The following is a 25,057-nucleotide window of genomic DNA, read 5'->3' as shown; positions in this document are numbered from 1 at the left end:
AGCGAGCTACGCCCGCGCGTGCCGCTTCCTGTCGGCACCGCCGGTGGTGCCTTCCTCGTCGACAACCACTGACGCGCCCGTACCCAAGCCGCGCACCGTCCACCCGGCGCTCCGCCAGGCCTCCGCGTCCAGTACGTTTCGAGCGTCCAGCACCATCCGGCGTCGTACCAGTGAACCGGCAACAGAGGGCGACAACGCGACGTACTCGTCCCATTCGGTGAGCAGCAGCACCAGTTCGGCGCCATCGAGGGCGCGTTTGGTGGAGGCCTCGAAACGGATCTGCGGGTAGCGGATCCACGCGTTGTTGATGGCTTTGGGGTCGGTGACGGTGACGTGGGCGCCGGCGTCGGCGAGTTGCTGGGCGACGTCCAGGGCGGGGGAGTCGCGGATGTCGTCCGTGTCCGGTTTGAAGGCGGCGCCGAGGATCGTGACGGTGCGGCCGGAGAGGAAACCGCGGCACATTTCGCGGGCCACCTCCACGGCGCGGGAGCGCTGGTCCAGGTTTACCGAATCAACCAGGGCCATCCACTCATCCACGGACGGTACGTCCAATTCACGCGCCTGGGCCCGGAAGGAACGGATGTCCTTGGGCAGGCAGCCGCCACCGAAGCCGAGCCCGGCGTGCAGGTAGCGGTTGCCGATACGAGGATCCAGGCCCATCGCCTCACTCAACTCACTCACGTCCGCGCCCGACGCGTCGCACAGCTGGGCCATCGCGTTGATGAAGCTGACCTTCGTGGCCAGGAACGCGTTCGACGCCGACTTGATCAGCTCCGCCGTCGTGAAGTTGCAGACCAGACGCGGGATGCCGGCGCAGATCAGCGGCTCGTACACGGCATCCAACGCGGCGGTAACTGGGACGCCGGCAGCGGCGCCCTTGCCACCCGGAACCCCATACACCAGCCGATCGGGCACCAGCGAGTCCTTCACCGCGGTGCCTTGCCGCAGGAACTCCGGATTCCAGCCGAGCAGGACGTCATAGCGTCGGGCCAGCACCGCGCGAAGCGTTTCCACCGTGCCTACCGGCACAGTCGATTTACCGACGACGGCGGCGCCCTTCGCCAAGTGCGGCAGGAGGCTCTTCGTGGCGCCCATCAGGTACGAGAGGTCCGCGGTGTCCGAGGTCTTGGACTGCGGGGTACCCACGCAGAGAAAGTGCACCTGCGCGTCCGCTGCAGCCGCGAAATCCGTGGTGAACACGAGCCGGCCTGTGGTGCGGCCATCCTTCAGGAGCTCATCCAGACCCGGTTCATGGAACGGGGCCAGCGCCTTGTTGAGCTGCTCCACTTTGGCGGCATCAACGTCGATGCCCACCACGGTGTGGCCCATGGACGCCAGAGTTGCAGCGTGGACTGCCCCGAGGTAGCCGCAGCCGATCACGGAGATCTTCATGAGGAGGGTCCTTTGCTTGAGGTGAGTTCCGAGGGGCCGGTTGTTTCGCTGGGCACGCCGGAGATGACTTCGTTGTAATGACGGACCAGCTCGGCGCTGAGCACCGGCCACGTCCGGCCCTGGACCGAAGCGGCAGCTGCCGTTGCGAACGCGCGGCGCTTGGCGTCGTCGCCCATCAGGTCCTGGACGTAAGCGCGGAGCTGGGTGAGGTTTCCGGGCTCGTACAGCCAGCCGGTGCGGGAGTTTTCCACCAGGTCCAAGGGGCCGCCGCGACCCGTGGCCACCACCGGAACGCCCGACGCCATGGCTTCCTGGATGGTTTGGCAGAACGTCTCGAACTCGCCGGGGTGGACGAAAAGGTCGAAACCGGCGACGGCCTCCGCCAGGGCTTCGCCGCCGAGGAAACCGGCGAAATGGGCGTTGGGAAGCGCGGCTTGGAGAGCTTCGCGCTGCGGGCCATCGCCGACGATGACCAGCTTGGTGTTCGGCACATCCGCCAGCACGGCGAGATCCTCCACCTGCTTCTCGACGGCGAGCCGGCCGACGTAGCCGATGATGCGCTGACCGTCAGGCGCTACTTTGCTGCGCCACGCCGTCGAACGTTTCGCGGGATTGAAGCGCGCGGTATCCACACCGCGCCGCCACATGTCCACGCGAAGGATGCCGCGTCCGCGCAACTGGTTCAGCGCGAAAGTGGACGGCACCAGGGTCCGGGTGGCCAGGAGGTGGATGTTGTCCACGCGGTTCCAGGCCCAGTTCTCCAGGAACGGCACGCCATAACGGCCCGCGTAGCTGGGGACTTCAGTTTGGTAGATCGCGACCGTAGCGATGCCGAGTTGGTGGGCGGCCTGCACGGCGCGCCAGCCGAGGACGAAAGGGGAGGCGAGGTGAACGACGTCGGGCGCGAAATCGGCAAGGATTCGCTTGACCCGATTCACACCACCCAACGCCACCCGCACATTCGTGTAACCGGCCAGCGGCACCGAGGGAAGCCGGTGCACATACGCGCCCTTCTCGACGCTCGAAACATCAGTGTCCGAGGTCGACGGCGCGATCACCATCACCTCATCCCCGCGCTCCTGCAGATGCTCCAGCACCCGCAGTATCGAATGGGTGACCCCATTCATCAGTGGCAGGAATGATTCGGCGACGATTGCGATCCTCACGCCTCCCACGGTGGTCGCGGCGGGTGGCTTACTGGGTGCGCGGGGGTGGCCTGTGCGGGAAGAGTGGGTTAACAGGTGGGTTGGGCTGGTCTCCGACTCGCAGCAAGCAGGGGCAATTTTGAAGAAGACAGTCGCACTGGGAGTAGGAAAGCCGCAAGCGACTTACTGATGTTCGGTTGGTCGCCCACCCTGTGCCCTCTTCAAATCCTTCCGCAGCCCCCGGTTGTCCGCGCGGAGTTCCTCGTTGTGCTCACTCAGCCCACGGTTGTCCTCGCTCAGCCCGCGGTTCTCCTCCTCGAGCTCCAGCACCCGCTTCACACCGGCCAGGTTCAACCCTTCGTCCAGGAGCACCCCGATCCGGCGCAGCGTGGTCAGGTCGTTTTCGCTGTAGCGGCGCGTGCCGCCGTCGGTCCTCTCGGGGGTGAGCAGACCCTTGCGCTCGTACTGCCGGATGTTCTGCTGCCCGGTTCCCACCAGTTCCGCGGCAACTGAGATCGCATAGACCCCTTGCGTGTCCCGGCCACCATCAGTGCCGCCGTCGGACGCTGGGGTGGGCAGGCCGCCGTCGTGCTCCTGGGCAGCAGTCGCGCGATCCGAAACCGCCATTAGAACCTCCGAAAATCCTCCAAAAAGCTACTTGCACCACTCTCTCACCAGTGCTATAAAAAATCTATACCAGCCAACACAGATCGAACAGGCTGGAACCTACAACAGAATCAGCATCAAAACCAAAGGAGTGAGAACCCAATGCTGATGCGCACTGACCCGTTCCGCGAATTCGACAGGCTCGCCCAACAGGTTTTTGGCACAACAGCACGCCCGGCCGGAATGCCGATGGATGCATGGCAGGAGGACGGACAATTCGTTGTTGCCTTCGATCTGCCTGGCGTAAGCCCTGATTCGGTGGAGTTGGATGTCGAACGGAACGTCCTGACGGTAAAGGCAGAACGGAAGTCGCCCGCGGGTGAGAACACGGAGATGATTGCCGCCGAGCGCCCGCAGGGAGTCTTCAGCCGGCAACTCATCCTGGGTGACACTTTGGACACCGATGGCGTCCAGGCCAGCTACGACGCCGGGGTACTCACACTCCGCATCCCCGTCGCCGAGAAGGCCAAGCCACGGCGCATTGAAATCACATCCAATGGGCAGAGGCAGGAGATCAACGCATAATCCAGTCCGTCCTGCCGGAAGGCTCACCCGGGGGTGGCCGACCGGCAGGGCAGCGACCGGGAACGACGGAGGCGGCCGCATCGGAAAAGTCGGGCGCAGGCTTCGTGCCACGTCACAGCGTTTCTTAGCGCACATGAAAGCGACCCCCGCCCGTCGTCTCCCGATTGATGGCCCCCGGCCCAGGCCGGGGGCCATCGCCTGATCCGCAGCATGAACCGGAACCCGCAGTGAGTACGCAACCCGACTACTACGCCACCCTCCACGTGCCGCCGGACGCGACGGCGCGTGAAATCACCCGCGCCTACCGCGCACTGCTGCGAACCCACCACCCGGACACCCGCCAAAAGGTCGACGACGGCGACACCACCTCCGCGGCCGACCTCCGGGAACTGCACGCCATCATGCAGGCGTACGTCGTGTTGTCGGACCCAGGAAAGCGGGCGGCATACGATCGGGCGCGGCGGAGTACATCCATTGTTGGTGCCGGCGGAACACCCGTGAAGGTCCGGGTGCACAGGCGCGAACCACGGCCTGGGACGAGCGGCGAGCAGTCACCGCTCACCTTTGGGCCCACCCGTTGGGAACCTTCGTCCAAAAACCTGAGAACACCAAGGAGTAATCCATGAGTGCTTGGCGTCCGTATGACGGCCACATCATCCCCGCGTTCTACGAGCGGTTCGAACAACGCTGGGGCAGGGGGACAGCGCCGTTCCTGGACCCGGAAGTCCACGAACAACCCCTTCCCCGGGCGCAGTGGATCAACCCGGACACCGGTGCCGCGGTCGCCGTCGTCCCCATCTGGACCGACGATCCAGAGCATCGCTCCTTCGGGGTGTTCTATTTGCCGCCGGCAGGTGACATCTGGATGCTGCGCCCCGGACCCACCACGTTCGTGGAACCAAAAGGAGGCGCCAACCAGGAGCAGGTGACACTTCGCAACGACGCCTTCAAGAAGGCCGTCAATCATGCCAAGGAGTTCATCTACGGCCCGCAGTTGTGAGTGAGCGTTCGAGCGTCTTGTGGGTTGCCGCGAGGGGTGAGGTCTCGACCCAAAGGTGTCCTTGCAAAGTGCCGAGAGCCAACCCCTCGGCGAGGTGGGTGCCGACGCCTCGGCCGGCGTCGAGCGTTTATGACCCGCAAACCGATGGCCGCCATGGATACGCATTGACGACACCCAAATTTGGGTGGCATCAATCCGTTTGCGTGGCACAGGTCGGGAAGGTTGGCGCAGGGCAGGAGGTGTGGCCGCCCCAACCCGGCGGACCGCCGTCGTGGTTGCCGCGAGGGGCGAGGTTTCGACCGAAAGGCACCCCCCAAAGTGCCGAGAGCCCACCCCTCGGCGAAAGGTGCGCCCCCAAAGTGCCGAGAGCCCACCCCTCGGCGAAAGAGCGCGTGGGCAAAAGAAGGCTGGTGCAGCCTGGGAAAGAATTCCAAGGCGGCTGCACCAGCTGCTAGTACGACTTTCTGTTAAAAGTTGTGACACCTATCCATTGGCCGCTCCTAGTTCCCGGCTTCGGTTTGTTTCCGGGCTTCAATGTCAGTCAGGGGGTGGTGGTCTGCCCCGGGAGAACACCTCCCATCTTACGGCGACCAGCAGGAAAAAGCGCTGAAATTCGCGGTATTTCAGGGGCGCCTGACGGGGGAGAGCGGCTCGTCGTGGCACGATTGAACACGATGAAACTGCGCGCTGATCAGACCGGAAACCGTGGCCTCCCTATGCCCCTTTGGCTGCAGGGCGGGTTGGAAGCGGCCCAGGCAGCGTTCATTTCGGCCATTGTTGTGGTGCTTCCGCTCGTCGGAGTGTGGGCTACAGACGGTTTCCAGGACCGCGCCGTGGACACCCTTGCGCGGCTGGGCGGCCAGGCCTGGTTGCTGATCCACGGGGTGCCGCTGGAACTGGCTCACGTGAACGTTGGCGCCGCGGCTGCGCAGCCGGGGTCGGGACTGTTGTCTTTGATTCCGCTGGGTTTGACCCTCATCCCGTTCCTGCTGGCATGGCGTGCCGGCCGTCGCTTGGCCCGCGCCTCCTACACCGATCAGCTGTGGCAGGCGTTCCTGGGCGCTTTCGTTGTGTACGCGGCGTTCGGCGCAGCCACCGGATTTGTGTGCCGCACACCCGAAGTAGTCATCAATCTGTGGTTGGCCATGTCCATCCCCTTGATCTCGTTCGGCCTGGGCATGATCGTCGGCGCCCGACGCGAGGCCAGTTCCTGGAGCCGCCTGATCGGTGTCGACGCCGTCGCCTGGCTCTCCAAGACCAGTCAGCATTCACGATGGGCAGGCTCGTATGTCGGCTCAGCACTGAAGGCCGGTTTCGTGGCCGCGATGGCCGCCGTGTGCCTGGCAGCCGTGCTGTTGGCTGTGACCATTGTGTGGCACTGGACGGACATCATCGCAGTCTACGAAGGCCTGCAGGCCGGCGCCTTGGGCGGCGCTGTGCTCACGATCGCCCAACTCGGCTTCCTGCCCAACCTGGTGATCTTCGCTTTGTCGTGGTCCTCGGGAGCCGGCTTCTCACTGGGCATCGGCTCCACCGCGGGTCCGCTGGGCACTTCCGTGGGACCACTTCCGGCGGTCCCGATCCTGGGCAGCCTGCCGGCTGGGCAATTGGATTTCGGAGCCATGGCGCTCGCGTTGCCGGTAGTGGCAGGCATCCTGGCCGGCTGGTGGTTCCTCCGAGAGGGCGAAAACCACTTTGACGAGTGGCTTTCCATCAAGATCAAGGCCCGCTGGTTCACGGCCACCGTGTCCACGCTGTTCCTGGGCGCTTTCATTGGTTCCGTCGCGGGCCTGCTTGGTGGCGCACTGGCGTGGGTCGCGCGCGGTTCTGCCGGCATAGGGCGGCTCACGGAAATCGGGCCCCACCCGCTGTGGACGGCAGTCTGGCTGGCTGCGGAAGTGGGTATCGGCGTCGTGATTGGCTACGCAGTCGGGCCCTGGCTGGAACGCCGCCAGAAGCTGCGTGAGGCCAACCTGGACGAGGCAGCGTACGACGACGAGCACGCCTGAGCGCGCAGGTCCGGTGTTGCCGGGCTACCTGAGCGAGCCCGGCATGGACTTCTCAAGTTGCGTAAGGCACTGCGTCTTCGCGGACTCCGTCAGTGCTGACCGGGCGCAATCCTGGTACGTGCTGACCTGCTTGAAGAATAGGGCCGACGTCAGGATGAGCAGGCACATAACGCCGGTCACCACCAGGCCTGAAATGGTCCCGAAGAGAATCAACCGCGGGTGCTTGTACTTGACGGTCCGCACCAGAACCGCGATGCCCAACACCAACGCGGCCAGCGTCAGAATGGCACTCAACCACACGTAATTCACGTTCAGGGAGAACACAAAGAACGCGCCCAAAGCCGACAAAAGGAAAGCGCGGAAGAGGTTCTGGGTCACGCCGAGGGCGGACTTTTCGGCCTCGGAGCGAGGTTGCTGGCTCGGCCGGGGGCCGACGTCGGGATTCATGTTTTCCAGCCTACGCGAGCCGCCCATAAGCTAGTGCAATGCGCATTGTTGTCCTTGTCTCCGGTACCGGTTCCAATCTTCAGGCTGTCATCGACGCCGTGAAGTCGGGTGAACTGGATGTCGAGATCGCCGCTGTGGGCGCTGACCGTCCCGATACCTACGGTGTGGAGCGCTCTGACGAAGCCGGCATTGAGACGTTCGTGGTGAACTTCAACTCGTTCGAAACCCGCGCGGAGTGGGATGCTGCCTTGCGGGACAAGGTCCTGTCCTACAGCCCGGATGTTGTGGTCTCCTCAGGATTCATGCGGATTGTCAGCGCGGACTTCATCGACGCTTTCGGCGGTAAGTACGTCAACACGCACCCGGCCCTGCTGCCGGCATTCCCCGGCGCCCACGGTGTCCGCGACGCCATGGCCTACGGCGTGAAGGTCACAGGCTGCACGGTCCACTGGGCCGACGCCGGTGTGGACACAGGGCCCATCATCGCGCAGGAAGCTGTATCAGTGCTTCCGGACGACACCGAAGAAACCCTGCACGAACGCATCAAGGTAGTGGAGCGGCGCCTCCTGGTCCAGACCCTCGCCGAGCTCGCCGCCGCACCCAACTGAGCCGGCCCACCCACGGGAACCCCAAGGGCGCCCACCCCAAGGGCCCCCGTCCCCTCGCTGGCTAAACGGGCTAGTCGAGGATCTGCTGCTTGGTCTCCGGGGCGAAGAACGCCATCCAGAGCACCGAGAGCAGCACCAGCCCACCCGCCAGCGCGAAAGACGTCGCCAACCCGAACTCCGGCCAGAAGAAGGAAGCAAACACCAACGGGCCGAATCCGGCGCCGATGCGGGAAAACGTAGAAGCCCAGCCGAAGCCGGAGCCACGCAGCTCCGTGGGGTACAGCTCGGACACATAGGCGTACAGGACCGGGATGGCCACCTGCACCACAAAGCCGAACACCAGCAGCCAGAACACGGCTGCGGAGGGCACATCCACCACGAACGCCACAATCGCCAGCGTCAACGCGGACAGCGGACCGGTGATGGCGAGGATCCACTTGCGTCCCACACGCTCCACCAGGACTGCGGCCACCACGACGCCCAAAAGCCCGACGGCGGCCATTCCCGCCGTGGTCACGAACGCCTTGTACTCCTCAAACCCCGCGCCGATGAGAATGCGCGGCATCCAGGTCAGCGACAAGTAGTAGACCAGCAGAATGCTGAAGAACAAAGCCCAGGCAGCCGTCGTGATCTTCCAGTTGAACTGCCAGATCCGCAGCAACTGGGTCCACGCGGAACCCGCCGAGAGCCGGGGAGCGGCTTGGGGCTCGGGCAGGCTGTACGCGCGCGGCTCAGCGCCGGTCGCGTCCACCAGCCCATCAATGACGGCCGCTGCCTCGGCCCGCCGGCCCTTTCGGATCAGGAACAGAGGAGACTCCGGAACACTGCGCCGGATCCAGAAAACCAGCAACGCGGGGAGCACCATGATCAGCATGGTGAGCCGCCAGTCGCCGTAAGCCGCAACCAGCCAGGCCGATACGAACCCGCACAGGGCAGCGCCCACCGGCCACCAACCGTCCATGGCTGTCAGTACCCGGCCACGTTGCTTGCGCGGCGTGAACTCACCCACCAACGCATAGTCCACGGGGATGCAGCCGCCAAGGCCAAAGCCGGCCATGAAGCGGAAGATGCAGAACCACACGATGTCCGGCGAGAACGCACCCAGAACGGTGAAGATGCTGAAAATCAGGAGGGTGGCGGTGAAAGCCTTCTTCCGCCCAATGGTGTCGGCGATAGTGCCCCAGGCGAACGCCCCCACTGCCATGCCGATCAAGTTGGCGGTACCGATCCACGCAGCGTCGGCCGGCTGCAGCGACCAGTGCTTGGACAGCAGGGGGATCAGGATGCCGTTGAGCGTGACGTCCCAGGCATCGAACATGAACCCGAGGCCACCGATCAGGAAAATCCTGCCTTGAACCTTCCACCGCCACGGCAGTTCCTGCACTACTTGTTCGCCGCTGGGCACGGCTGTGTATGTATTCATTGGGCCTCCTGCATGCAACTTTATGCGCTGCCGGGCAACGTTACTTCTGGTTCTCGATGGCCCTGCGCAGGAAACCGCCGGCTTCCTCCAGCGCACCCTTGGCCTGACCAGCATCGATGCCCGTCAGGAGCACCAGAATCGCGGCTTTCACCGAGCCGCCCACGGAGTCCAATGCGGCGGCGGCTTCCTGGGCGGAAACCCCGGTGGCGTGCTGGACGGTCCTCTGCGAACGGGCCTGCAGCTTCTCGTTCGTCGCACGCAGGTCCACCATGAGGTTTCCGTAGGTCTTGCCCAGCTTCACCATCACCAGCGTGCTGATCATGTTGAGGACAAGTTTCTGCGCCGTGCCGGAGTTCAACCGGGTGGAGCCGGCGATGAACTCCGGACCCACCACCACCTCGATCGCCGCATCCGCCACATGGCTCACGGCCGAGCCCTTGTTGCACGCCAGCGACGCCGTGAACGCACCGCGCTTCCGGGCTTCCTCCAGCGCGCCGATCACGTACGGGGTCCGCCCGGAGGCAGTGATACCGACGACGGCGTCCGCCTCGGTCACGTTGATATCGTGCAGGTCGCGTGCGCCGGCCGTTGCGTTGTCCTCGGCGTATTCCACAGGGTGCTGGATCGCTTTGGGTCCGCCTGCGATCAGCCCGACGACGAGTCCCGGCGGGGTGCCGAATGTCGGTGGGCACTCACTGGCATCGAGCACACCCAAACGTCCGGCCGTCCCGGCTCCCACATACAAAAGGCGGCCTCCGCGCTGGAGCCGCTCCGCAACGGCGTCGACGGTGTGCACAATGGCCGGGCTGGCCGCTGCGACGGCGGCGTGTACTCCCGCGCTGTGGGCGAGCATGGCCGCCACGAGTTCTTCGGTGCCCAGGATGTCCAGGTTGTCCAGGCCTTCGGCGGCGGCTTCGGTCTGCAATCCGGCGAGTTCCGAGCGCAGGCCTGCGAGTTTGTCCGCGTCAGTCGGGCCAGTTTGTTCCGTCACGGTGGATGTACCTTTCCTGGATGAGCCCGCGGCGCGTCGCAGCGAGGGCAGCACCGTCCAAGCCATCGCCGAGCGGCGCCACCACCTCAATCCCAGCCGAAGCGAGGGACTTCCGCAAGAGCGCGGCAAAGAAGTCCGATCCCACCACTCCGCCCAGCAATGCCACGCGCCGTGACGTGCCGTCCCCGCCGGAGGCGAGCTCCACGGTGCGGGTCAGGATGCGGCATGCCTCACCGACGATGCCATGCGCGACGGCGTCACCCGCCTCCGCTGCCTGCAGAACCAGCGGCGCGAACCGGGCCATCGCCCGGTAGGGGTTCTCCTGTTCGGCCAACCATCCCGGAAGGAGTTCCGGCGACTCGACCAGCGCCCCTGCCGCGGCCGACAAAGACGTGGAGGGACCGCCGTCGTGCGCTTCGAGGACTGCCTGCAGACCCCGCTGGCCGATCCAGCGGCCGCTGCCGCGGTCACCCAGATACGGTCCCCAACCGTCGGCCCGGTGCAGGACCCCGGCTTCATCAAAGCGGAAGGCAACGGCGCCCGTGCCGACAATCAACGTAGTGCCCGGGGCGCCCTGGAGTGCGCCGAGCTGGGCGGCCGTGGCATCGGACAGGACAGCTGCGGGGACGCTGAAGCGCTGCGACAACAGGGTGGCCAGTTCCTGGGCCTTCGTCTCGGAAGCTGCCACGCCCGCTACGGCCGCCCCGACGCTGGTGACCGCACCGAGGGGAAGAGCGGGCGGAAGCAGGGCGACAGTTTCAAGGAGCAGCTCGAACGCCAGTGTGGGGCCATTCTCCACGTGGAGGCCGGGAAAACCGTGTTGGTCTGCGGCGCCCAGCAGTTCAGTTCCGCGGCGCAATTCCACGCGGCAGCGGCTCTTTCCTACATCGGCAACAAGAACGACATCGTTGGGCGCTTCCATGGCTCAACCCTATGTTGCATGTCGTTGTGGGGCCGGCTTTGCGTGCCATTGTTCGGATATCAGGCGCAGACCGGGCCTCACAATGCCCTGTGGAGGAGGGGTCGCCCCGGCTCCAAGGGACGAATCTGTGGATAACTGAATGTTGGATATCGTTTTTCGGGAGCATGGTTGAATGCGAAATCCGACACCCTTGCCAACCTCCCTCGATCCCGGTGGCTTCCTCGTGAAAGACGCCTACGCCGAGGGAGTCCCGCGATGGCGCCTTCAGACCGGCGACCTCATCACCCCCAGCAGGGGCCTACGAGTGCCAAGAACCGGGGAGCCCGACCTTGAGTTGCTGAGCCGGTTGCACTCCGCAGTGACGCCACGGAGCGCCGTGAGCCATGTGACCGCCGCGCTTCTGTGGTCCATTCCGCTGCCCCTTTATCTGGAAGAGGAAGGCCGCAGCGGCCTGATCCATGTCACTCGACGCCAGGAGATAGGCCGCGTAAAACGTCGGGGAGTGGTTGGGCATCGGGCTCCACTCCTGGCCAGGGATGTTCGGGTCTTCAAGGGCATCAACCTGACATCTCCGGAGTGGACGTGGGTGGATCTCGCGCGACATATGGGCCGGGCTTCCCTCGTAGCCTCCGGCGACTACTTGCTGGCGCGGACGAACCCGCTTTCTTCGATCGATGCCATCCAGGAAGTCATTGACCGGCGCCCCAAGGTTAAGGGAATCCGGATGGCTCGAGAGGTCCTGCCGCTGTTGCGCCCAGGAGTGGACTCACCGCAGGAGTCCCGCTTGCGCGTGATGATCGACGACGCCGGTCTGCCGGAGCCGGCGGTTACCCGGCCGATCTTCGACGGGCGTGGAATCTACATTTCCACGCCCGACCTGCAGTACGAGGAGTACAAGATTGCTCTCGAATATGAAGGTGACTATCATCGGAGTGACCCGGTGCAATGGGGTAAGGACATTGAACGTGATGACCGGCTCCGGGCCATGGGGTGGATCGTGCTGAGGTTCTCGCAGGTCCAGATGAATGCCGGCTGGGCACATTCCGAGCGGAAGATCAGGGATGCCCTGAGTTCGCGCGGGTGGCTGCGACTGCCGTCGTGAGTTGTGGGGCCTGGTGTGCGTTCCATGTGGGAAGGATGGCGCGCAGAGCAGGCCCCGCAACGGGGTGGCCGAGTTTGTGGGGCCTGGTGTGCGTCCCAAGCCGGACGAATGGCGCGCAGAGCAGGCCCCGCAACGGGGTGCCGCAATCCAGGAGCGAAGACGCAAAAGCGGGGTGCCAACGAAACACGATAAACTCTCCGTATCCCCACCACCCGCGACATCTACGCGAACTAAGACGGAGACTTTTGTGAGCTTGACGCAGCTTGACCGTGTTCCCATCCGCCGTGCACTGATCTCGGTTTACGACAAGACGGGACTGGAGGAGCTCGCGAAGGGCCTGCACGCAGCAGGCGTCGCCATTGTTTCCACCGGCTCCACCGCCAAGAAGATTGCCGCCGCAGGCATCCCGGTCAAGGAAGTCGAAGAAGTCACCGGCTCCCCGGAAATGCTGGACGGCCGGGTCAAAACCCTGCACCCCCGCGTGCACGGCGGCATCCTGGCCGACCGTCGCGTTCCGGCGCACATGGACACCCTTGCCGGCATGGAGATCGAAACCTTCGACCTCGTTGTGGTGAACCTGTACCCGTTCGTCGAGACCGTGAAGTCCGGCGCGGCGCAGGATGACGTCGTGGAGCAGATCGACATCGGCGGCCCCGCCATGGTGCGTTCGGCCGCGAAGAACCACGCCGCCGTCGCCATCGTCACGGACCCGAACTTCTACGGTGCCGTTGTCGACGCCGCTGCGCACGGCGGTTTCGACCTGAACACCCGTCGCCGCCTGGCTGCCAAGGCCTTCGCGCACACGGCCAGCTACGACAACGCTGTTGCCTCCTGGACCGCCAGCCAGTTCCTGGACGAAGACGGCGACGGCGTCATTGACTGGCCCGCCTACGCCGGCTTGGCCTTGGAGCGCTCCGAGGTCCTCCGCTACGGCGAAAACCCGCACCAGCAGGCTGCCCTCTACGTGGACAAGGCCGCTCCGGCGGGCATCGCCCAGGCCGACCAGCTGCACGGCAAGGCAATGAGCTACAACAACTTCGTCGACGCCGATGCCGCCCTCCGCGCAGCGTTCGACTTCGCCGAGCCCGCCGTTGCAGTGGTCAAGCACGCCAACCCGTGCGGTGTCGCCGTCGGGTCCGCTGACGCGGCCGACCCGATCGCCGACGCCCACGCCAAGGCACACGCCTGCGACCCCGTCTCCGCTTTCGGTGGCGTCATCGCTGCCAACCGCACCGTGACTGCAGGCATGGCCCGCACCGTTGCCGACATCTTCACCGAGGTTGTCATCGCACCTGACTTCGAGCCCGAAGCCGTGCAGATCCTCTCCAAGAAGAAGAACATCCGCCTGCTCGCCCTGCCCGAGGGCTATGGCCGCTACCCGTCCGAGATGCGCCAGGTTTCCGGTGGTGTCCTGGTCCAGATGAGCGACAAAGTGGACGCAGAGGGCGACAACCCCGCCAACTGGACCCTCGCTGCCGGCGAAGCCGCTGATGCCGCCACCCTCGCGGACCTCGCATTTGCCTGGACTGCCTGCCGCGCTGCGAAGTCCAACGCCATCCTGATCGCCAACCACGGTGCTGCCGTGGGCATCGGCATGGGCCAGGTCAACCGCCTGGACTCCTGCCGCCTTGCCGTGGAGCGCGCCAACACGCTGGGCGTCCAGGTGGAGTCCGACGTCGAAGGTGCCGGCGGCGCGTCCAACGCCAGCGGCGCCAACGCACCGGAACGCGCACGCGGCGCGGTTGCGGCCTCCGACGCGTTCTTCCCGTTCGCTGACGGCCTGCAGATCCTGATCGACGCCGGTGTCCGCGCCGTCGTCCAGCCCGGTGGCTCGGTCCGCGACGAGGAAGTCATCGCCGCAGCCAACGCTGCCGGCATCACGATGTACTTCACCGGCGCACGCCACTTCTTCCACTAGTCCCCACCGCCGCCCTAACCTCGCTGCGCTTCGGCCAGGGAACCCGGGCTGCGTGGGCCCACAACGGAAACGGCGGCCGCCCCCGGAAGGGGACGGCCGCCGTCGTTGTTAACAGGGACTTGCTACATCAGTTACGAAGCCGCAGCGGTGTTGTAGGTGGACTGGATTACTGTGCCCCAGTAAGGGCCGTACATGGTGCTGGAGTTGCTGCCGTAGCCGTAGCTGTTGACGGAGTTCTGGTAGCCACTGGAGCTGTTGCCGATGAACCACGGACCGCCCGAGGAACCACCGGTCATGTTGCAGGGGATGCCCTGCGTGGCGAACTGCGGGTTGTAGGGATCGTTGGTGGCGGTGCCGGAGCAGCTCTTCAGCGATTCGCCGTTGAAGGGTGAGGCTGCCGGGTAGCCGAAGGACTTGTAGCTCAGGCCGCGGGCGGCGTTGAACTGGACACCGGAGGAGCCCACGACGTCGGCGAGCTTCTGGCCGTTGAGGGTGTTCATGACGGCGAAGGCGGTGTCGTACTGCATGTTGCCGTTGGATGCCCACTGGGTGGGGGCGTACAGCGCCTTTGCCGTCCACTTCCCGTAGGGTGCTGCACCGTTCAGGTAGGCGGGCACGAAGACGAAGTTGGTTGCGTAGGCGCCCGGACCTTCGTTGAGGCAGTGGCCGGCGGTGGACACTGTGCTCTTGTTGGCCGCTGTCACGGAGTTGCCGGAGCAGACGTAGTTGGAGCCGCCGAGGGTGAAGAAGATCTTGCCGATGTGCTTGACCGGCGTTTCGCTTTGGTTGACCTTCCGGTCGATCGTGGTGGAGTCGGTGGCCGCAGGCTGGCCGGCGATGCTGCTGATGGCGCCCGGGGCTTCGGTGGCGGGCGCTTTGCCCAGGTTGAGGAGCCGGCCGCGTTCCAGTGCCTTTGCGGCCAGGATGTCGCCGGACTTGGCGTTCTTCATGCGTTCCGGTGTCCAGTAATCTGCAGCGCCGGCGTCGGAGACTGCATGGCTGCTGACCGCTGCGCCGCTGGTGTCCGCGTCCTTTGACGGTGCTGCGTTGGCGCTGGTTGTTCCTACCAGCGCCAGGATTGCGGCAGCGGACAGACTCAGCAGGCTTGTGGCCAGGGTCTTGGTTTTTGTCACGTTGTTCCTACCTATCGAGGGAGTGAGGCGGCCAGTGATGGCGACCGCCGACTGACGGAATCGAAGCTACCCAACGTATGACAAGTTTGTAAAGAGATGTTTCAGAGTTTGTGATAATTTGCTGTCATTTCCTTGTCGCGCTGTGGGGAGGAGTGCACGACGGCGGCAGGCAGCTGCGGCGGTCAGGTCGCCGTCGGGGGTAAATCGCTTTCCCGGGCGGTAACCCAGAGAGTGATCCCGGACACGAAGGGCCGCCAAAACGGTCTACTCGGGTAAGTTAGGAGTGTTGAAATCTGCAGACTTTCAGGGAGAACCCCGCCAATGGCCAAGATTATCTATACCCACACAGACGAAGCGCCGATGCTGGCAACCTACTCATTCCTGCCGATTGTGGAAGCGTATGCCTCGACCGCAGGTGTAGAGGTGGAGACCCGCGATATTTCGCTGGCCGGCCGCATCATCGCCGTCTTCGGCGATTTCCTGACCGAAGAGCAGCGCACGGGCAACGCCCTTGCCGAACTTGGTGAACTGGCAAAGCAGCCGGAAGCCAACATCATCAAGCTGCCCAACATCAGCGCCTCCGTGCCGCAGCTCAAGGCTGCCATCGCCGAGCTCCAGGCCCAGGGCTTCGCCCTCCCGGACTACCCGGACAACCCCTCCTCGGACACCGAGACGGACATCCGCTCGCGCTACGACAAGATCAAGGGTTCCGCCGTGAACCCGGTGCTGCGCGAAGGCAACTCCGACCGCCGCGCACCCTTGTCGGTCAAGAACTACGCCCGCCAGAATCCGCACTCCATGGGTGCCTGGTCCGCTGACTCCAAGACCAACGTCGCCACCATGGGCCAGAACGACTTCCGCTCCAACGAGAAGTCCGTCGTCCTCGACGCCGCCGACTCCCTCAGCGTCCAGCTGGTCCGTGAAGACGGCACCACCAAGGTCCTCAAGAAGGACTTCCCGGTCCTGGCCGGCGAAGTTGTTGACGCCACCGTCCTGCGCGCCGACGCCCTGGACGAGTTCCTCAAAGCACAGGTTGCCCGCGCCAAGGAAGAGGGCATCCTCTTCTCCGCACACCTGAAGGCCACCATGATGAAGGTCTCCGACCCCATCATCTTCGGCCACGTGGTCAAGGCTTACTTCTCCGAGCTGTTCGACACCTACGGCAAGCAGCTCGCAGCCGCCGGCATCAGCCCGAACAACGGCCTCGCAGCCATCCTGAGCGGCCTGGAAGACCTGCCGGAGGACGTCCGCGAAGGCGTCAAGGCAGCCATCACCAAGGGCCTCGAAGAGGGTCCCGCGCTGGCAATGGTTGATTCCGACAAGGGCATCACCAGCCTCCACGTTCCCTCGGACATCATCGTTGACGCCTCCATGCCGGCCATGATCCGCTCCTCCGGCCACATGTGGGGCCCGGACGGCAAGGAAGCCGACACCCTGGCCGTCATCCCGGACAGCTCCTACGCCGGCGTGTACCAGGTTGTGCTGGACGACTGCCGTGCCAACGGGGCGTTCGACCCCACCACCATGGGCACCGTCCCCAACGTGGGCCTCATGGCGCAGGCAGCCGAGGAATATGGCAGCCACGACAAGACCTTCGAGATCCAGGCAGCGGGCACCGTCCAGCTCGTGGACAGCAAGGGCAACGTCCTGACCGAACACCAGGTCTTCCCCGGTGACATCTGGCGCGCTTGCCAGACCAAGGACATCCCCGTCCGCGACTGGGTCAAGCTGGCTGTCACCCGTGCACGCGCTTCCCAGACCCCGGCAGTGTTCTGGCTGGACGAGGGCCGCGCACACGACGCCAACCTCATCGCCAAGGTCAACGAGTACCTCAAGGACCACGACACCGAGGGCCTTGAAATCAAGATTCTCTCCCCGGTTGAGGCCACGGCCTTCACCCTGGAGCGCATCCGCAAGGGCGAAGACACCATCTCCGTCACGGGCAACGTCCTCCGCGACTACCTCACGGACCTGTTCCCGATCCTCGAGCTCGGCACCAGCGCCAAGATGCTCTCCATCGTTCCGCTCATCAACGGTGGCGGCCTGTTCGAGACCGGCGCCGGCGGCTCCGCTCCCAAGCACGTCCAGCAGCTGGTCAAGGAAAACCACCTCCGCTGGGACAGCCTTGGCGAGTTCCTGGCCCTGGCCGTGAGCTTCGAGCACCTGGCCACCACCACCGGCAACGCGCGGGCACAGGTTCTTGCTGACACGCTGGACCGCGCCACGGGCACGTTCCTGCTGGAGAACAAGTCCCCGCGCCGCAGCGTCGGCGAGCTCGACAACCGTGGAAGCCACTTCTACCTGGCCATGTACTGGGCACAGGAACTGGCCAAGCAGACCGAGGACGCCGAGTTGGCCAAGGACTTCGCCGCTATCGCCGAAGCCCTGACCTCCAACGAGGAGACCATCGTCGGTGAGCTGGCAGCCGTGCAGGGTCCCGCCGTCGACCTTGGCGGTTACTACCGCCCGGACGCCGCCAAGGCTGCCGAGATCATGCGCCCGTCGGCTACGTTCAACAAGGTCGTTGCGACCCTGAAGTAGTCACCGCGAAAAGACCCCGCGAGCATCACGCTTGCGGGGTCTTTTTCGTCCCCCCATTGGAGTTTTTGTACACATAGCGTCCTTAAAAGCCCCTCTAAAGGGCATTAGGTGTACAAAAACTCCTAGCGGTCGGCCAGGAACCGGTCAGGTGCCACGCCGCCGTCGACGATGTCCTTCAGCACCCGGCCAATGGCCGGCGTGAACTTGAAACCGTGCCCCGAGAATCCGGCGCCCACCACCAACGGGCCGAAACCGTCCAGGACGAAGTCCTCCGTGGGGGTGGTGGTGTAGGTGCAGCTGATGGGAACCGCAGTGGAAGGATCGACGCCGGGGAGCCACTCTTCCGCGTACCGCACCAGGGCTTCGAGCTGCTGGGGGATGGGCTCAAACGTGCGCTCATCAGGGTCCATGACGGGCCCGACCCCGTGCCAGCCGGCCTTGACGCCCTCTCCAGGGGTGAGCATGCCGTAGACCGGGCTGAACCAGTATTCGTAGAGTTCGTTGTTCGGGTCGGGGTCCGGATTGTGGTTGAAGCTCGGCCACACCAAGGTGTTATCGGTCGGGGTGAAGTGGGCGGGCTGCTCCTGGGTGACCACCAGTGCGGGCAGCTTGACGAGGTCCTTCAGGACTTTGGGGGTCCATGCTCCGGCCGTCACCACCACGCGGTTGGCGGTGTACTCGGTTTCCTCCGTCACCACCACCACGGAATCGGCGCCGTCCACCCGGATGTCCCGGACCGGCGTCGAATACTTGAAGACCGCGCCGTGCGACTCCGCCGATTTCCGCAGCGCCACCAAGGCGTCAGCCGAGCGGATCCGGCCGGATCCTGGCACAAAGAGGACATCGGTGGAGAAGTTCATGCCCCGCCAACGGTCCGCGGCCTCGTCGGCGGACATGAAGTAGCTCTCGATGCCGCGTTCCTGGTGTGCTTCCCGTACCAGTTCCAGCTTGGGGATGTTGCCATGGTTGGCCAAGCCCACGAGGTCCAGCAGCGGCGCCCCGTTTTCTGCCGCGAGCTCGTCCCAGAGGGTCTTGGACTCTGCGAGCAGGTCCAGGTAGTCGGCCTCGGCGTAGGCGGTGTTGAAGTTGCGGGTTGCTCCGTGGGAGGCACCGATGTGGTGGCCGGCCTCGAACTGTTCCAGCAGGACCACCGAACGTCCGGAGCGGGACAACTGCCATGCAGCGGCCGATCCCATGGCTCCTCCGCCAACAACTACAACATCAACCTGCATGCCTGCTCCATCCACAACGTCCGCGAGACCAACCGTGGCTCCAAGAAGAGCCACCTCCCATTCTGCCCCCAGTTGGGTTGGAACGTGGATTGGGCCGGAATGCGGGTTACGCAGCCAACCGCCGGCGGATCCACGCGGAGAACTGGTCCACCACGACGATCAGCACCAGCACGATCAGGATGTGCGTGAGCATGGAATCGAACTGGAAGGACTTGATGGACTGGTTGATCAGCAACCCGATGCCACCGGCGCCCACCAGGCCAAGGACCAGCGAGGACCGCACGTTCACGTCGAAGCGGTACAGCAGCAGGCCCACGAATTGCGGGATCACCATGGGCAGCGTGGCATTGGCTAACTGCTGGATCCGGTTGGCGCCGGCGGTCCGCAGTGCCTCCTGCGGCCCGGCGTCGATCTCCTCCATGGACTCGGCCCACAGCTTTCCCATGACACCGGTGTTGTGGCAGATCAGCGCGAGGACGCCCGCGAACGGGCCCAGGCCCACGGCGGTGACAAAGATCAGGGCAAACACGATGTCCGGAACCGCCCTGAAGAAGGACAACACAGCCCGGGCAGCTTGGTACACCGCAGGATGCGGACTGGTGTTCCTTGCCGCAAGCGCGGCCAGGAGCAGGGCGAACGGCACGGAGAACGTGGTGCCGAGCAAGCCGATCCACAGGGTCACGAGCGTCGCTTCCAGTCCGGGCTTCACAGTCTGTTCCCAGCTCAGGTCCGGCGGGAAGGCATCGCCGATGAACGCCGCCATGCCTTTCCAGCCGTCCACCAGCAGTTCGGGTTTGAAGCCCGTCCCTTGGATGGCCACGGCGTGAAGTCCGACGACGACGGCCGCCACTGCCGCCGTCGTGATCCACCGCAGGGGCTTCTTCGGGCGGACCAGGGCCACGCGGCTTTTGCTTGTCGAGTCCCGGTGCGCGACGGCGGGGGTCAAGGTATGGGGTGTCATGCTGCGATGTTCCTGTCCGGGGCATACAACGTGTTGAGGTGTTCGGCGGTGACTTCCGTGGAGGGAAGGTCGAAGTTCATGGAGCCGTGCAGCAGCCCGATGGATCTGTCCGCGTAACGCAGTGCAAGGTCCGGCTGGTGCAGCACAGCCGCGACGGCAAGGCCTTCGGAGTGTGCGAGTTCGCGCAGCAGTGCCATGACTTGTTCAGCGGCGTGCGGGTCCAGCGCGGAGACCGGCTCGTCAGCGAGTACGACGTCGGCCCGCTGGCATAGTGCCCGGGCTACTGCCACGCGTTGCTGCTGTCCGCCGGAAAGCCGGCCAACTCGCTCGAAGGCACGGTCCGCCATGCCAACGCGGTCCAGACAGTCCAGGGCTTCCCGCTGGACTTCGGCGGGGAACAGCAGCGGAGTGAGGGAACGGACTGTGGGGATGCGTGCCAGGGCTCCGGCGCAGACGTTATCCAGGGCCGTGCGGCGCGGAATCAGGTGGATCTTCTGGAAGATCATGGCCATCCGCTGCCGCGCCTGCAGGAGTTCGCGGCCCTGGAGACGGTCCAGTGCCGTGCCGTCAATGCTGATGCTTCCGGCATCGGGAGCGGTGATGCCCATGACGCAACGCAGCGTGGTGGACTTGCCCGAGCCGTTGGCGCCGAGGAAGGCAACCAGTTCACCGGGGGCGACGGAGAAGTCGACACCCTGAAGGACGGTCCTGCCGTTGAAGGACTTACCCAGCCCTTGGACGGAGAGCGGCATTACAGATCCTTCTCCGTGAGGTGCATGGTCTTGGCGAGCTCGAACAGAGGCGTGTAGTTGTCCTTGGTGACCTCCAGTAACGGGCCTGGAGGGGTCACGTCCAGGAACTCTCCAACCTTGGCAACGTCGGCGGGCTCCAGTGACAGGAACGCCTCCTTGACGGCTTGTTTGAAGGCGGGATCGGCGTCGCCGCGAACGGTGATGGGATCGTTCGGGATGGGGTTGGACGTCCAGACCTGGCGGAAATCGTCCTTGGCGAAGGTTCCCGCGGCGATCGCCGTGGCCAGCGTCTGCGAGTTGATCTCGGCCGCGTCCACCTTCCCGTTGGTCAGGGCAAGGAGTGCCTCCGGGTGGCCGCCGGTGTAGTCCATGGTGAGGTCGGCGTCAGCGATGCCTGCCTCACGGAGACCGAACCGGGGCAGGACATCGCCGCTGGTGGATCCGACGCTGCCCAGGGCCAGGGACTTGCCCTTGAGATCGCCGATTGCCTGGATGGGGCTGTCCTTGGGTACCCAGATTCCGGCCGTGTAGCTGCTGAGCTCCTTTTCTGCCGTGCCGAATGAAACCAGTGGTTCTGCGCCTGCCTTGGTGTCGGCGAACACGTAGCCCAGCGGACCGAACTGCCCCAGGTCCAGCTTGCCGTTGCGCATGGCGAGGACTTCGGCTGCGTAGTCCTCCACCACCTGGACTGTGACCGGGCATTCGAGCTTTTTGGAAAGGGCAGCGGCCAGGACGTCGTAGGCGGGCTTCAGCTTGGCCGGGTCCTCGTAGGGCTCGATGCCGAACTTGATCCCGCCGTTGGGGCAGGTGGCCGACACCGTCCCGGGGGAGGACTGGTCTGGAGAGGACTGCACTGAGCCGCCGCATGCGGTCAATGCCAAAGCAGCGGCGAGGGCAAGCGCGGAGCCGGTGAAGAGCGTGGTTTTCATGGGAATCCTTAGGCGAAGGGAGGGGCGGGGAACGGAGGAACTCAGGACAGACGCGACACATTGCGGTGTGCCAGGCCAAAGGACAGGGTCATGCCGACGCCGGAGGTCACGGACACCACGGTGACGCCCGGTTGGATGTTGCGGACCAGGATCGGGGCAACGTCCGAGGACGCGTAAATGCCTTGCCAGCGTTCGATGATTTCCAGGGGCCGGCCGATCCTGCCGCTGATGTCGTTGTTCAGGGCGTCGGTGACTGTCTCGTCCAGGAACGGGTCGGCGGTGCGGTGGTAGTGGTGCGAGTCGCCCAGGATGATGGTGCCGTCCGGGCGTTGGGTGAACATGACGTTGGCGCCGATGTCCAACAGTTCCGGCTGCTTGGCTTCCACTTCGGAGCGCAGGGCCTCCGCCGCGGGCATATCGGTGAAAGCCGGGTAGCGGAGCATGGACGTTGCGGTGAGCACAGCCGGTGTGAAGCGGACTCCGGCTGGCCCGGCAGCCAATGACATCTGGAGCGCGCACCGCTGGATCCTGTGTTCCGCAGCGAGGTCCGGGAACAGGTAGTCGACGTCGTGGCCCACGCACACGAACACTTGCTTCGCCTGCAGCGCGCCGCGCGATGTCTGCACGGTCACGCCGTCCGGCGATTGGCTGAAGCCCAGTGCCGCGGTGTTCCAGTGAAGTTCGACGCCGGGCTGCCGGCTCAGCCATTCGGCCAACTTTGCGACGGTGGTCCGGGGATCGACGCGGAGGTCGTCGCGGAGGAAGGCTCCGCCGATCAGGCCGGGCCAATCGCCTTGGGGGGTGCCGCCGTCTTGCAGTCCGGCCGCAACCGGGTCCAGGCGCTCCCGTGTCGCGTCAGGGGAGAGCAGTTGCACTTGGCCGGGCTCCCGGGCTGCGGAGAGTTCGCGCAGGACAGCCATCTCTGCATCGGTACGGGCAAGGACCACTGCTCCGGATTCAACGGCCCAAAAACCTGCCTGCTCGGCGAACTCGAGCCAGTACCTCCGGGACGTCCTTGCGAGCTCGTACAGATCGCCGGACTGCGCCGTGATGCAGCAGTGGCCGAAATTCCGTACCGAGGCGCCGGCGGCGTGGTGGTCGCGTTCGATGATGGTGACAGTCAGTCCGTTGGCAACAGCGTGGGCGGCATGCGCCAGGCCGATGATGCCGGCGCCGACGACGACGACGTCGACGGCTTGGCCGGGGCTGTTGCCGGTGGCTGAGGTGGGGTTGCCTGCGTTGTTCACACTATCGACCTTGACGGCACGCAAGAGGTGAATCAAGCTACATCGCCACTTGTATATACAAGTTAATCAGAATTTAACCTCCGTTCATGTTTGTTCACGCCGGATTCATGTGGGATGCAGCGAAAGAGGCTCTCTTGATGCTGGCAACTTGTATTATCAACTGGTGAGCACTCAGCAAAACGCACCCCTCCATGTCCGGCTCAGCGAGGAATTCATGCGCCGCATCACTGACGGCGAGTGGCCGCCCGGTTTCCAGCTTCCAAGCGAGGCGGAGCTGTGCCGGGAGTTCGGAACCTCCCGCGGACCGATCCGCCAGGCGCTCGCCTTCCTCCGTTCCGAAGGCGCGGTTACAGGCGGCCGGGGCCGTCCCCCGATGGTCCGCTCGTCCGTGCCGTCGCAGTCGTTCTCCACCTTCAACTCGTTCACCGAGTGGGCGCTGGGGATCGGCAAGAAGCCCGGCCAGCGAACCCTGGAGGTGGCACGACGCGAAGCGAGCCCGGAAGCTGCGGAAGCGCTCGGACTGGTGCCGGGAACAACGGTTGTGGAAGTCCTGCGGGTCCGCTATCTGGATGAAGCTCCGGCCATGATTGAGCGCACCACGTTCGTCCTGGACGTAGGCCGGAAACTGTTCGACTTCGACACCGACTCGGGATCCATTTTTGCGTTCCTCAAGGACCAAGGCGTGGATCTGCACAGCGCACGGCACACCATCGACGCAGTAGCGGCCAGCGACGAGGACGCCGAACTCCTGGAGCAACCCGAAGGAATTCCGCTCCTGCGCGAACGCCGCATCACCCGTTCCGGTGACGGTCAGCCCCTTGAATACTCAGAGGACCGCTACCTGCCGGCCCTTACCAACTTCACCATCGACAACACCGTGGAGCGCAGGGCAGCCCTGGTCCGCATCCACACCGAAGGAGCCACCCCATGATCAAGCTCGTAGCCTGCGATATGGCCGGAACCACCATCGACGAACACGGTGACGTCTATGTTGCCCTGGCCCGCTGCGTCGAAGAAACCGGAGCCGCCACCAGCCCCGAGGCCGTCCAGGAGTGGATGGGTGCGGACAAAGTGGAGGCCATTACCGCTTTGATCGAAGCCGGGGGAGGAGCCGCAACGGAGGACGCAGTGACCGCAGCGTTCGCGCGGTTCAAGGAAATCCTGGGCGGGTTCTACGATGCCAACCCGCCGGTCCCGCTGGAGGGCGTGGAAGACGCGTTCCGCGAACTCCGCCGCCAGGGCGTCAAGGTGGCCCTGACGACAGGCTTTTCACGCGACGTCGCCGAGCCGCTTCTTGAGCGGCTGGGGTGGGGCGTCGGCGACGGCAACCTGCTGGACGCCGTCGTGTGCTCCGACGAAGTAGCCGCCGGGCGTCCGGCGCCGTTCATGATCCACCGCGCCATGGAGCTGACGGGGGTCCAGGATGTCCGCTCGGTCATGGCAGCGGGCGACACCGTCAACGACCTCGCTGCGGCCAACAACGCAGGGGTCCTGGCCGTCGGCGTAATAACCGGCAAGCTCGGGCGCGACGAGCTTGCCGCGCACCCGCATCACCACATCCTGGCCGGAGTGAAGGACATCCCGGCGCTGCTGTCCTAGCTTCTCTTTCCAAGGTCGCCGGATTGCGGGCGTTTGGCCGGGAGCGCCGGGCATGGAAGATTGGACTGCGTGAAATTCCTTCACCCTTCACCCAAGTCCTCCGCCCGTGGCGTCACGATCCTGCGCGTGGTCTTCGGCGCGCTCATCATGGTCCACGGCTTCCAGAAGTTCATGGCCGGCCATGCCGCGTTCGCAGCATCCGTTGCTGCCATGGGTGTGCAGAAGCCGGAAATCGTTGCGTGGCTGGTGATCGCCGGTGAGCTGGGACTGGGGCTGCTGCTGGTCCTCGGAGCGCTGACCCGGGTGGCCGGATTCCTGTCGGCTTTGATGTTCGCCTCGATCTGGTTCGTGACGGAAGCGGGCAAGCCCCTGCTCACGGACAAAGCGGGCGTGACGGCGGAGCTGCTCATCATCTACTTCGCCGTGTCCGTGGCCTTCGTTTTCCTGGGCTCCGGGGCCTTCTCGCTGGACCGCAAACTGGCCAGGCAGCCAGGCCGCAAGGGGTCTTAACCCGT

Annotated in this window: 24 protein-coding genes; 11 read left to right on the top strand and 13 right to left on the bottom strand. The window is 64.9% G+C overall.

Features of this window, described 5'->3' with window-relative positions; genetic code table 11:
- Positions 1-6 precede the first annotated feature (6 nt).
- The 3 genes from PV760_RS04140 to PV760_RS04130 form a co-directional block, all read right to left on the bottom strand.
- Positions 7-1,392 carry a UDP-glucose dehydrogenase family protein gene (locus tag PV760_RS04140; RefSeq protein ID WP_354627204.1) on the bottom strand — a complete coding sequence of 462 codons (1,386 nt, stop codon included), beginning with the start codon at positions 1,390-1,392 and terminating at the stop codon, positions 7-9.
- Positions 1,389-2,558, bottom strand: coding sequence for a glycosyltransferase family 4 protein (locus PV760_RS04135; RefSeq protein WP_354627203.1), 1,170 nt, complete (start codon positions 2,556-2,558; stop codon positions 1,389-1,391). Before PV760_RS04135 ends, PV760_RS04140 begins: the two co-directional genes overlap by 4 nt.
- Positions 2,559-2,720: 162 nt before the next feature.
- Positions 2,721-3,164 carry a MerR family transcriptional regulator gene (locus tag PV760_RS04130; protein WP_354627202.1) on the bottom strand — a complete coding sequence of 148 codons (444 nt, stop codon included), beginning with the start codon at positions 3,162-3,164 and terminating at the stop codon, positions 2,721-2,723.
- Positions 3,165-3,305: 141 nt separating this feature from the next.
- Here PV760_RS04130 and PV760_RS04125 point away from each other — a divergent pair, with 141 nt between their 5' ends.
- From PV760_RS04125 to PV760_RS04110, 4 genes are all read left to right on the top strand, one after another.
- Positions 3,306-3,728, top strand: a complete 423-nt coding sequence (locus PV760_RS04125) for an Hsp20/alpha crystallin family protein (RefSeq protein WP_018777201.1) — start codon at positions 3,306-3,308, stop codon at positions 3,726-3,728.
- 227 nt (positions 3,729-3,955) lie between these two features.
- Entirely contained in the window at positions 3,956-4,354 is a 399-nt protein-coding gene (locus PV760_RS04120; RefSeq protein WP_354627200.1) for a J domain-containing protein, read from the top strand.
- On the top strand, positions 4,351-4,728 hold the full coding sequence (locus PV760_RS04115; protein WP_018777203.1) for a hypothetical protein: 378 nt from the start codon (positions 4,351-4,353) through the stop codon (positions 4,726-4,728). The genes PV760_RS04120 and PV760_RS04115 overlap by 4 nt, the downstream gene beginning before the upstream one ends.
- A gap of 674 nt (positions 4,729-5,402) precedes the next feature.
- On the top strand, positions 5,403-6,737 hold the full coding sequence (locus tag PV760_RS04110) for a cell division protein PerM (protein ID WP_354627274.1): 1,335 nt from the start codon (positions 5,403-5,405) through the stop codon (positions 6,735-6,737).
- Between the two features lie 24 nt (positions 6,738-6,761).
- On the opposite strand, the gene PV760_RS04105 is transcribed toward PV760_RS04110, so the two are convergent.
- The gene (locus PV760_RS04105) at positions 6,762-7,211 is read right to left on the bottom strand and encodes a hypothetical protein (RefSeq protein ID WP_026267087.1); all 450 of its coding nucleotides are present in this window, start codon (positions 7,209-7,211) and stop codon (positions 6,762-6,764) included.
- Positions 7,212-7,222: 11 nt separating this feature from the next.
- Between PV760_RS04105 and purN the strand changes: the two genes are divergently transcribed.
- Positions 7,223-7,792 carry a phosphoribosylglycinamide formyltransferase gene (gene purN / locus PV760_RS04100; RefSeq protein WP_018777206.1) on the top strand — a complete coding sequence of 190 codons (570 nt, stop codon included), beginning with the start codon at positions 7,223-7,225 and terminating at the stop codon, positions 7,790-7,792.
- Between the two features lie 70 nt (positions 7,793-7,862).
- Here purN and PV760_RS04095 read toward each other — a convergent pair whose 3' ends face one another.
- Genes PV760_RS04095 through PV760_RS04085 form a run of 3 tightly spaced genes read right to left on the bottom strand, consistent with a single transcriptional unit; the run spans position 7,863 to position 11,128 of the window.
- Entirely contained in the window at positions 7,863-9,215 is a 1,353-nt protein-coding gene (locus PV760_RS04095) for an MFS transporter (protein WP_354627199.1), read from the bottom strand.
- Positions 9,216-9,255: 40 nt separating this feature from the next.
- A complete protein-coding gene (murQ, locus tag PV760_RS04090; protein ID WP_018777208.1) occupies positions 9,256-10,206 on the bottom strand; it encodes an N-acetylmuramic acid 6-phosphate etherase in 951 nt (316 codons plus the stop codon).
- Positions 10,181-11,128 (bottom strand): N-acetylglucosamine kinase, encoded by a 948-nt coding sequence (locus tag PV760_RS04085; RefSeq protein ID WP_354627198.1) that lies wholly within the window; start codon positions 11,126-11,128, stop codon positions 10,181-10,183. The genes murQ and PV760_RS04085 overlap by 26 nt, the downstream gene beginning before the upstream one ends.
- Before the next feature lie 172 nt (positions 11,129-11,300).
- Here PV760_RS04085 and PV760_RS04080 point away from each other — a divergent pair, with 172 nt between their 5' ends.
- Together PV760_RS04080 and purH are read left to right on the top strand one after the other, a co-directional pair.
- A complete protein-coding gene (locus tag PV760_RS04080) occupies positions 11,301-12,230 on the top strand; it encodes an endonuclease domain-containing protein (RefSeq protein WP_354627197.1) in 930 nt (309 codons plus the stop codon).
- 247 nt (positions 12,231-12,477) lie between these two features.
- Positions 12,478-14,148, top strand: coding sequence for a bifunctional phosphoribosylaminoimidazolecarboxamide formyltransferase/IMP cyclohydrolase (purH, locus tag PV760_RS04075; protein ID WP_354627196.1), 1,671 nt, complete (start codon positions 12,478-12,480; stop codon positions 14,146-14,148).
- Between the two features lie 131 nt (positions 14,149-14,279).
- Here purH and PV760_RS04070 read toward each other — a convergent pair whose 3' ends face one another.
- Entirely contained in the window at positions 14,280-15,281 is a 1,002-nt protein-coding gene (locus PV760_RS04070; RefSeq protein WP_018777212.1) for a trypsin-like serine peptidase, read from the bottom strand.
- A gap of 321 nt (positions 15,282-15,602) precedes the next feature.
- On the opposite strand from PV760_RS04070, the gene PV760_RS04065 reads away from it, so the two are divergent.
- Entirely contained in the window at positions 15,603-17,822 is a 2,220-nt protein-coding gene (locus PV760_RS04065; protein ID WP_354627195.1) for an NADP-dependent isocitrate dehydrogenase, read from the top strand.
- Between the two features lie 122 nt (positions 17,823-17,944).
- Here PV760_RS04065 and PV760_RS04060 read toward each other — a convergent pair whose 3' ends face one another.
- The 5 genes from PV760_RS04060 to PV760_RS04040 form a co-directional block, all read right to left on the bottom strand.
- Positions 17,945-19,054, bottom strand: a complete 1,110-nt coding sequence (locus PV760_RS04060; RefSeq protein WP_018777214.1) for an FAD-dependent oxidoreductase — start codon at positions 19,052-19,054, stop codon at positions 17,945-17,947.
- 106 nt (positions 19,055-19,160) lie between these two features.
- Positions 19,161-20,015: a phosphonate ABC transporter, permease protein PhnE gene (gene phnE / locus PV760_RS04055; protein ID WP_354627194.1), complete on the bottom strand. Its 855-nt coding sequence runs from the start codon at positions 20,013-20,015 to the stop codon at positions 19,161-19,163.
- Positions 20,012-20,767, bottom strand: coding sequence for a phosphonate ABC transporter ATP-binding protein (locus tag PV760_RS04050; RefSeq protein ID WP_354627193.1), 756 nt, complete (start codon positions 20,765-20,767; stop codon positions 20,012-20,014). The genes phnE and PV760_RS04050 overlap by 4 nt, the downstream gene beginning before the upstream one ends.
- Complete coding sequence (locus PV760_RS04045) at positions 20,767-21,696, bottom strand: phosphate/phosphite/phosphonate ABC transporter substrate-binding protein (RefSeq protein WP_354627192.1); 930 nt, start codon at positions 21,694-21,696, stop codon at positions 20,767-20,769. The genes PV760_RS04050 and PV760_RS04045 overlap by 1 nt, the downstream gene beginning before the upstream one ends.
- A gap of 41 nt (positions 21,697-21,737) precedes the next feature.
- The gene (locus PV760_RS04040) at positions 21,738-22,943 is read right to left on the bottom strand and encodes a TIGR03364 family FAD-dependent oxidoreductase (RefSeq protein ID WP_354627191.1); all 1,206 of its coding nucleotides are present in this window, start codon (positions 22,941-22,943) and stop codon (positions 21,738-21,740) included.
- A 163-nt stretch (positions 22,944-23,106) separates the two neighbouring features.
- Between PV760_RS04040 and PV760_RS04035 the strand changes: the two genes are divergently transcribed.
- The 3 genes from PV760_RS04035 (at position 23,107) to PV760_RS04025 (ending at position 25,052) form a co-directional block, all read left to right on the top strand.
- On the top strand, positions 23,107-23,874 hold the full coding sequence (locus PV760_RS04035) for a GntR family transcriptional regulator (protein ID WP_026267088.1): 768 nt from the start codon (positions 23,107-23,109) through the stop codon (positions 23,872-23,874).
- Positions 23,871-24,542, top strand: coding sequence for a phosphonatase-like hydrolase (locus PV760_RS04030; RefSeq protein ID WP_055974627.1), 672 nt, complete (start codon positions 23,871-23,873; stop codon positions 24,540-24,542). The genes PV760_RS04035 and PV760_RS04030 overlap by 4 nt, the downstream gene beginning before the upstream one ends.
- Before the next feature lie 69 nt (positions 24,543-24,611).
- The gene (locus PV760_RS04025; protein WP_018777221.1) at positions 24,612-25,052 is read left to right on the top strand and encodes a DoxX family protein; all 441 of its coding nucleotides are present in this window, start codon (positions 24,612-24,614) and stop codon (positions 25,050-25,052) included.
- Positions 25,053-25,057 lie beyond the last annotated feature (5 nt).

This window comes from Paenarthrobacter sp. CC6 (assembly GCF_040560085.1).
GTDB lineage: Bacteria > Actinomycetota > Actinomycetes > Actinomycetales > Micrococcaceae > Arthrobacter > Arthrobacter nicotinovorans.
The sequence above is the reverse complement of the archived record's forward strand: the minus strand, read 5'-3'. Positions and strand labels throughout refer to the sequence as shown.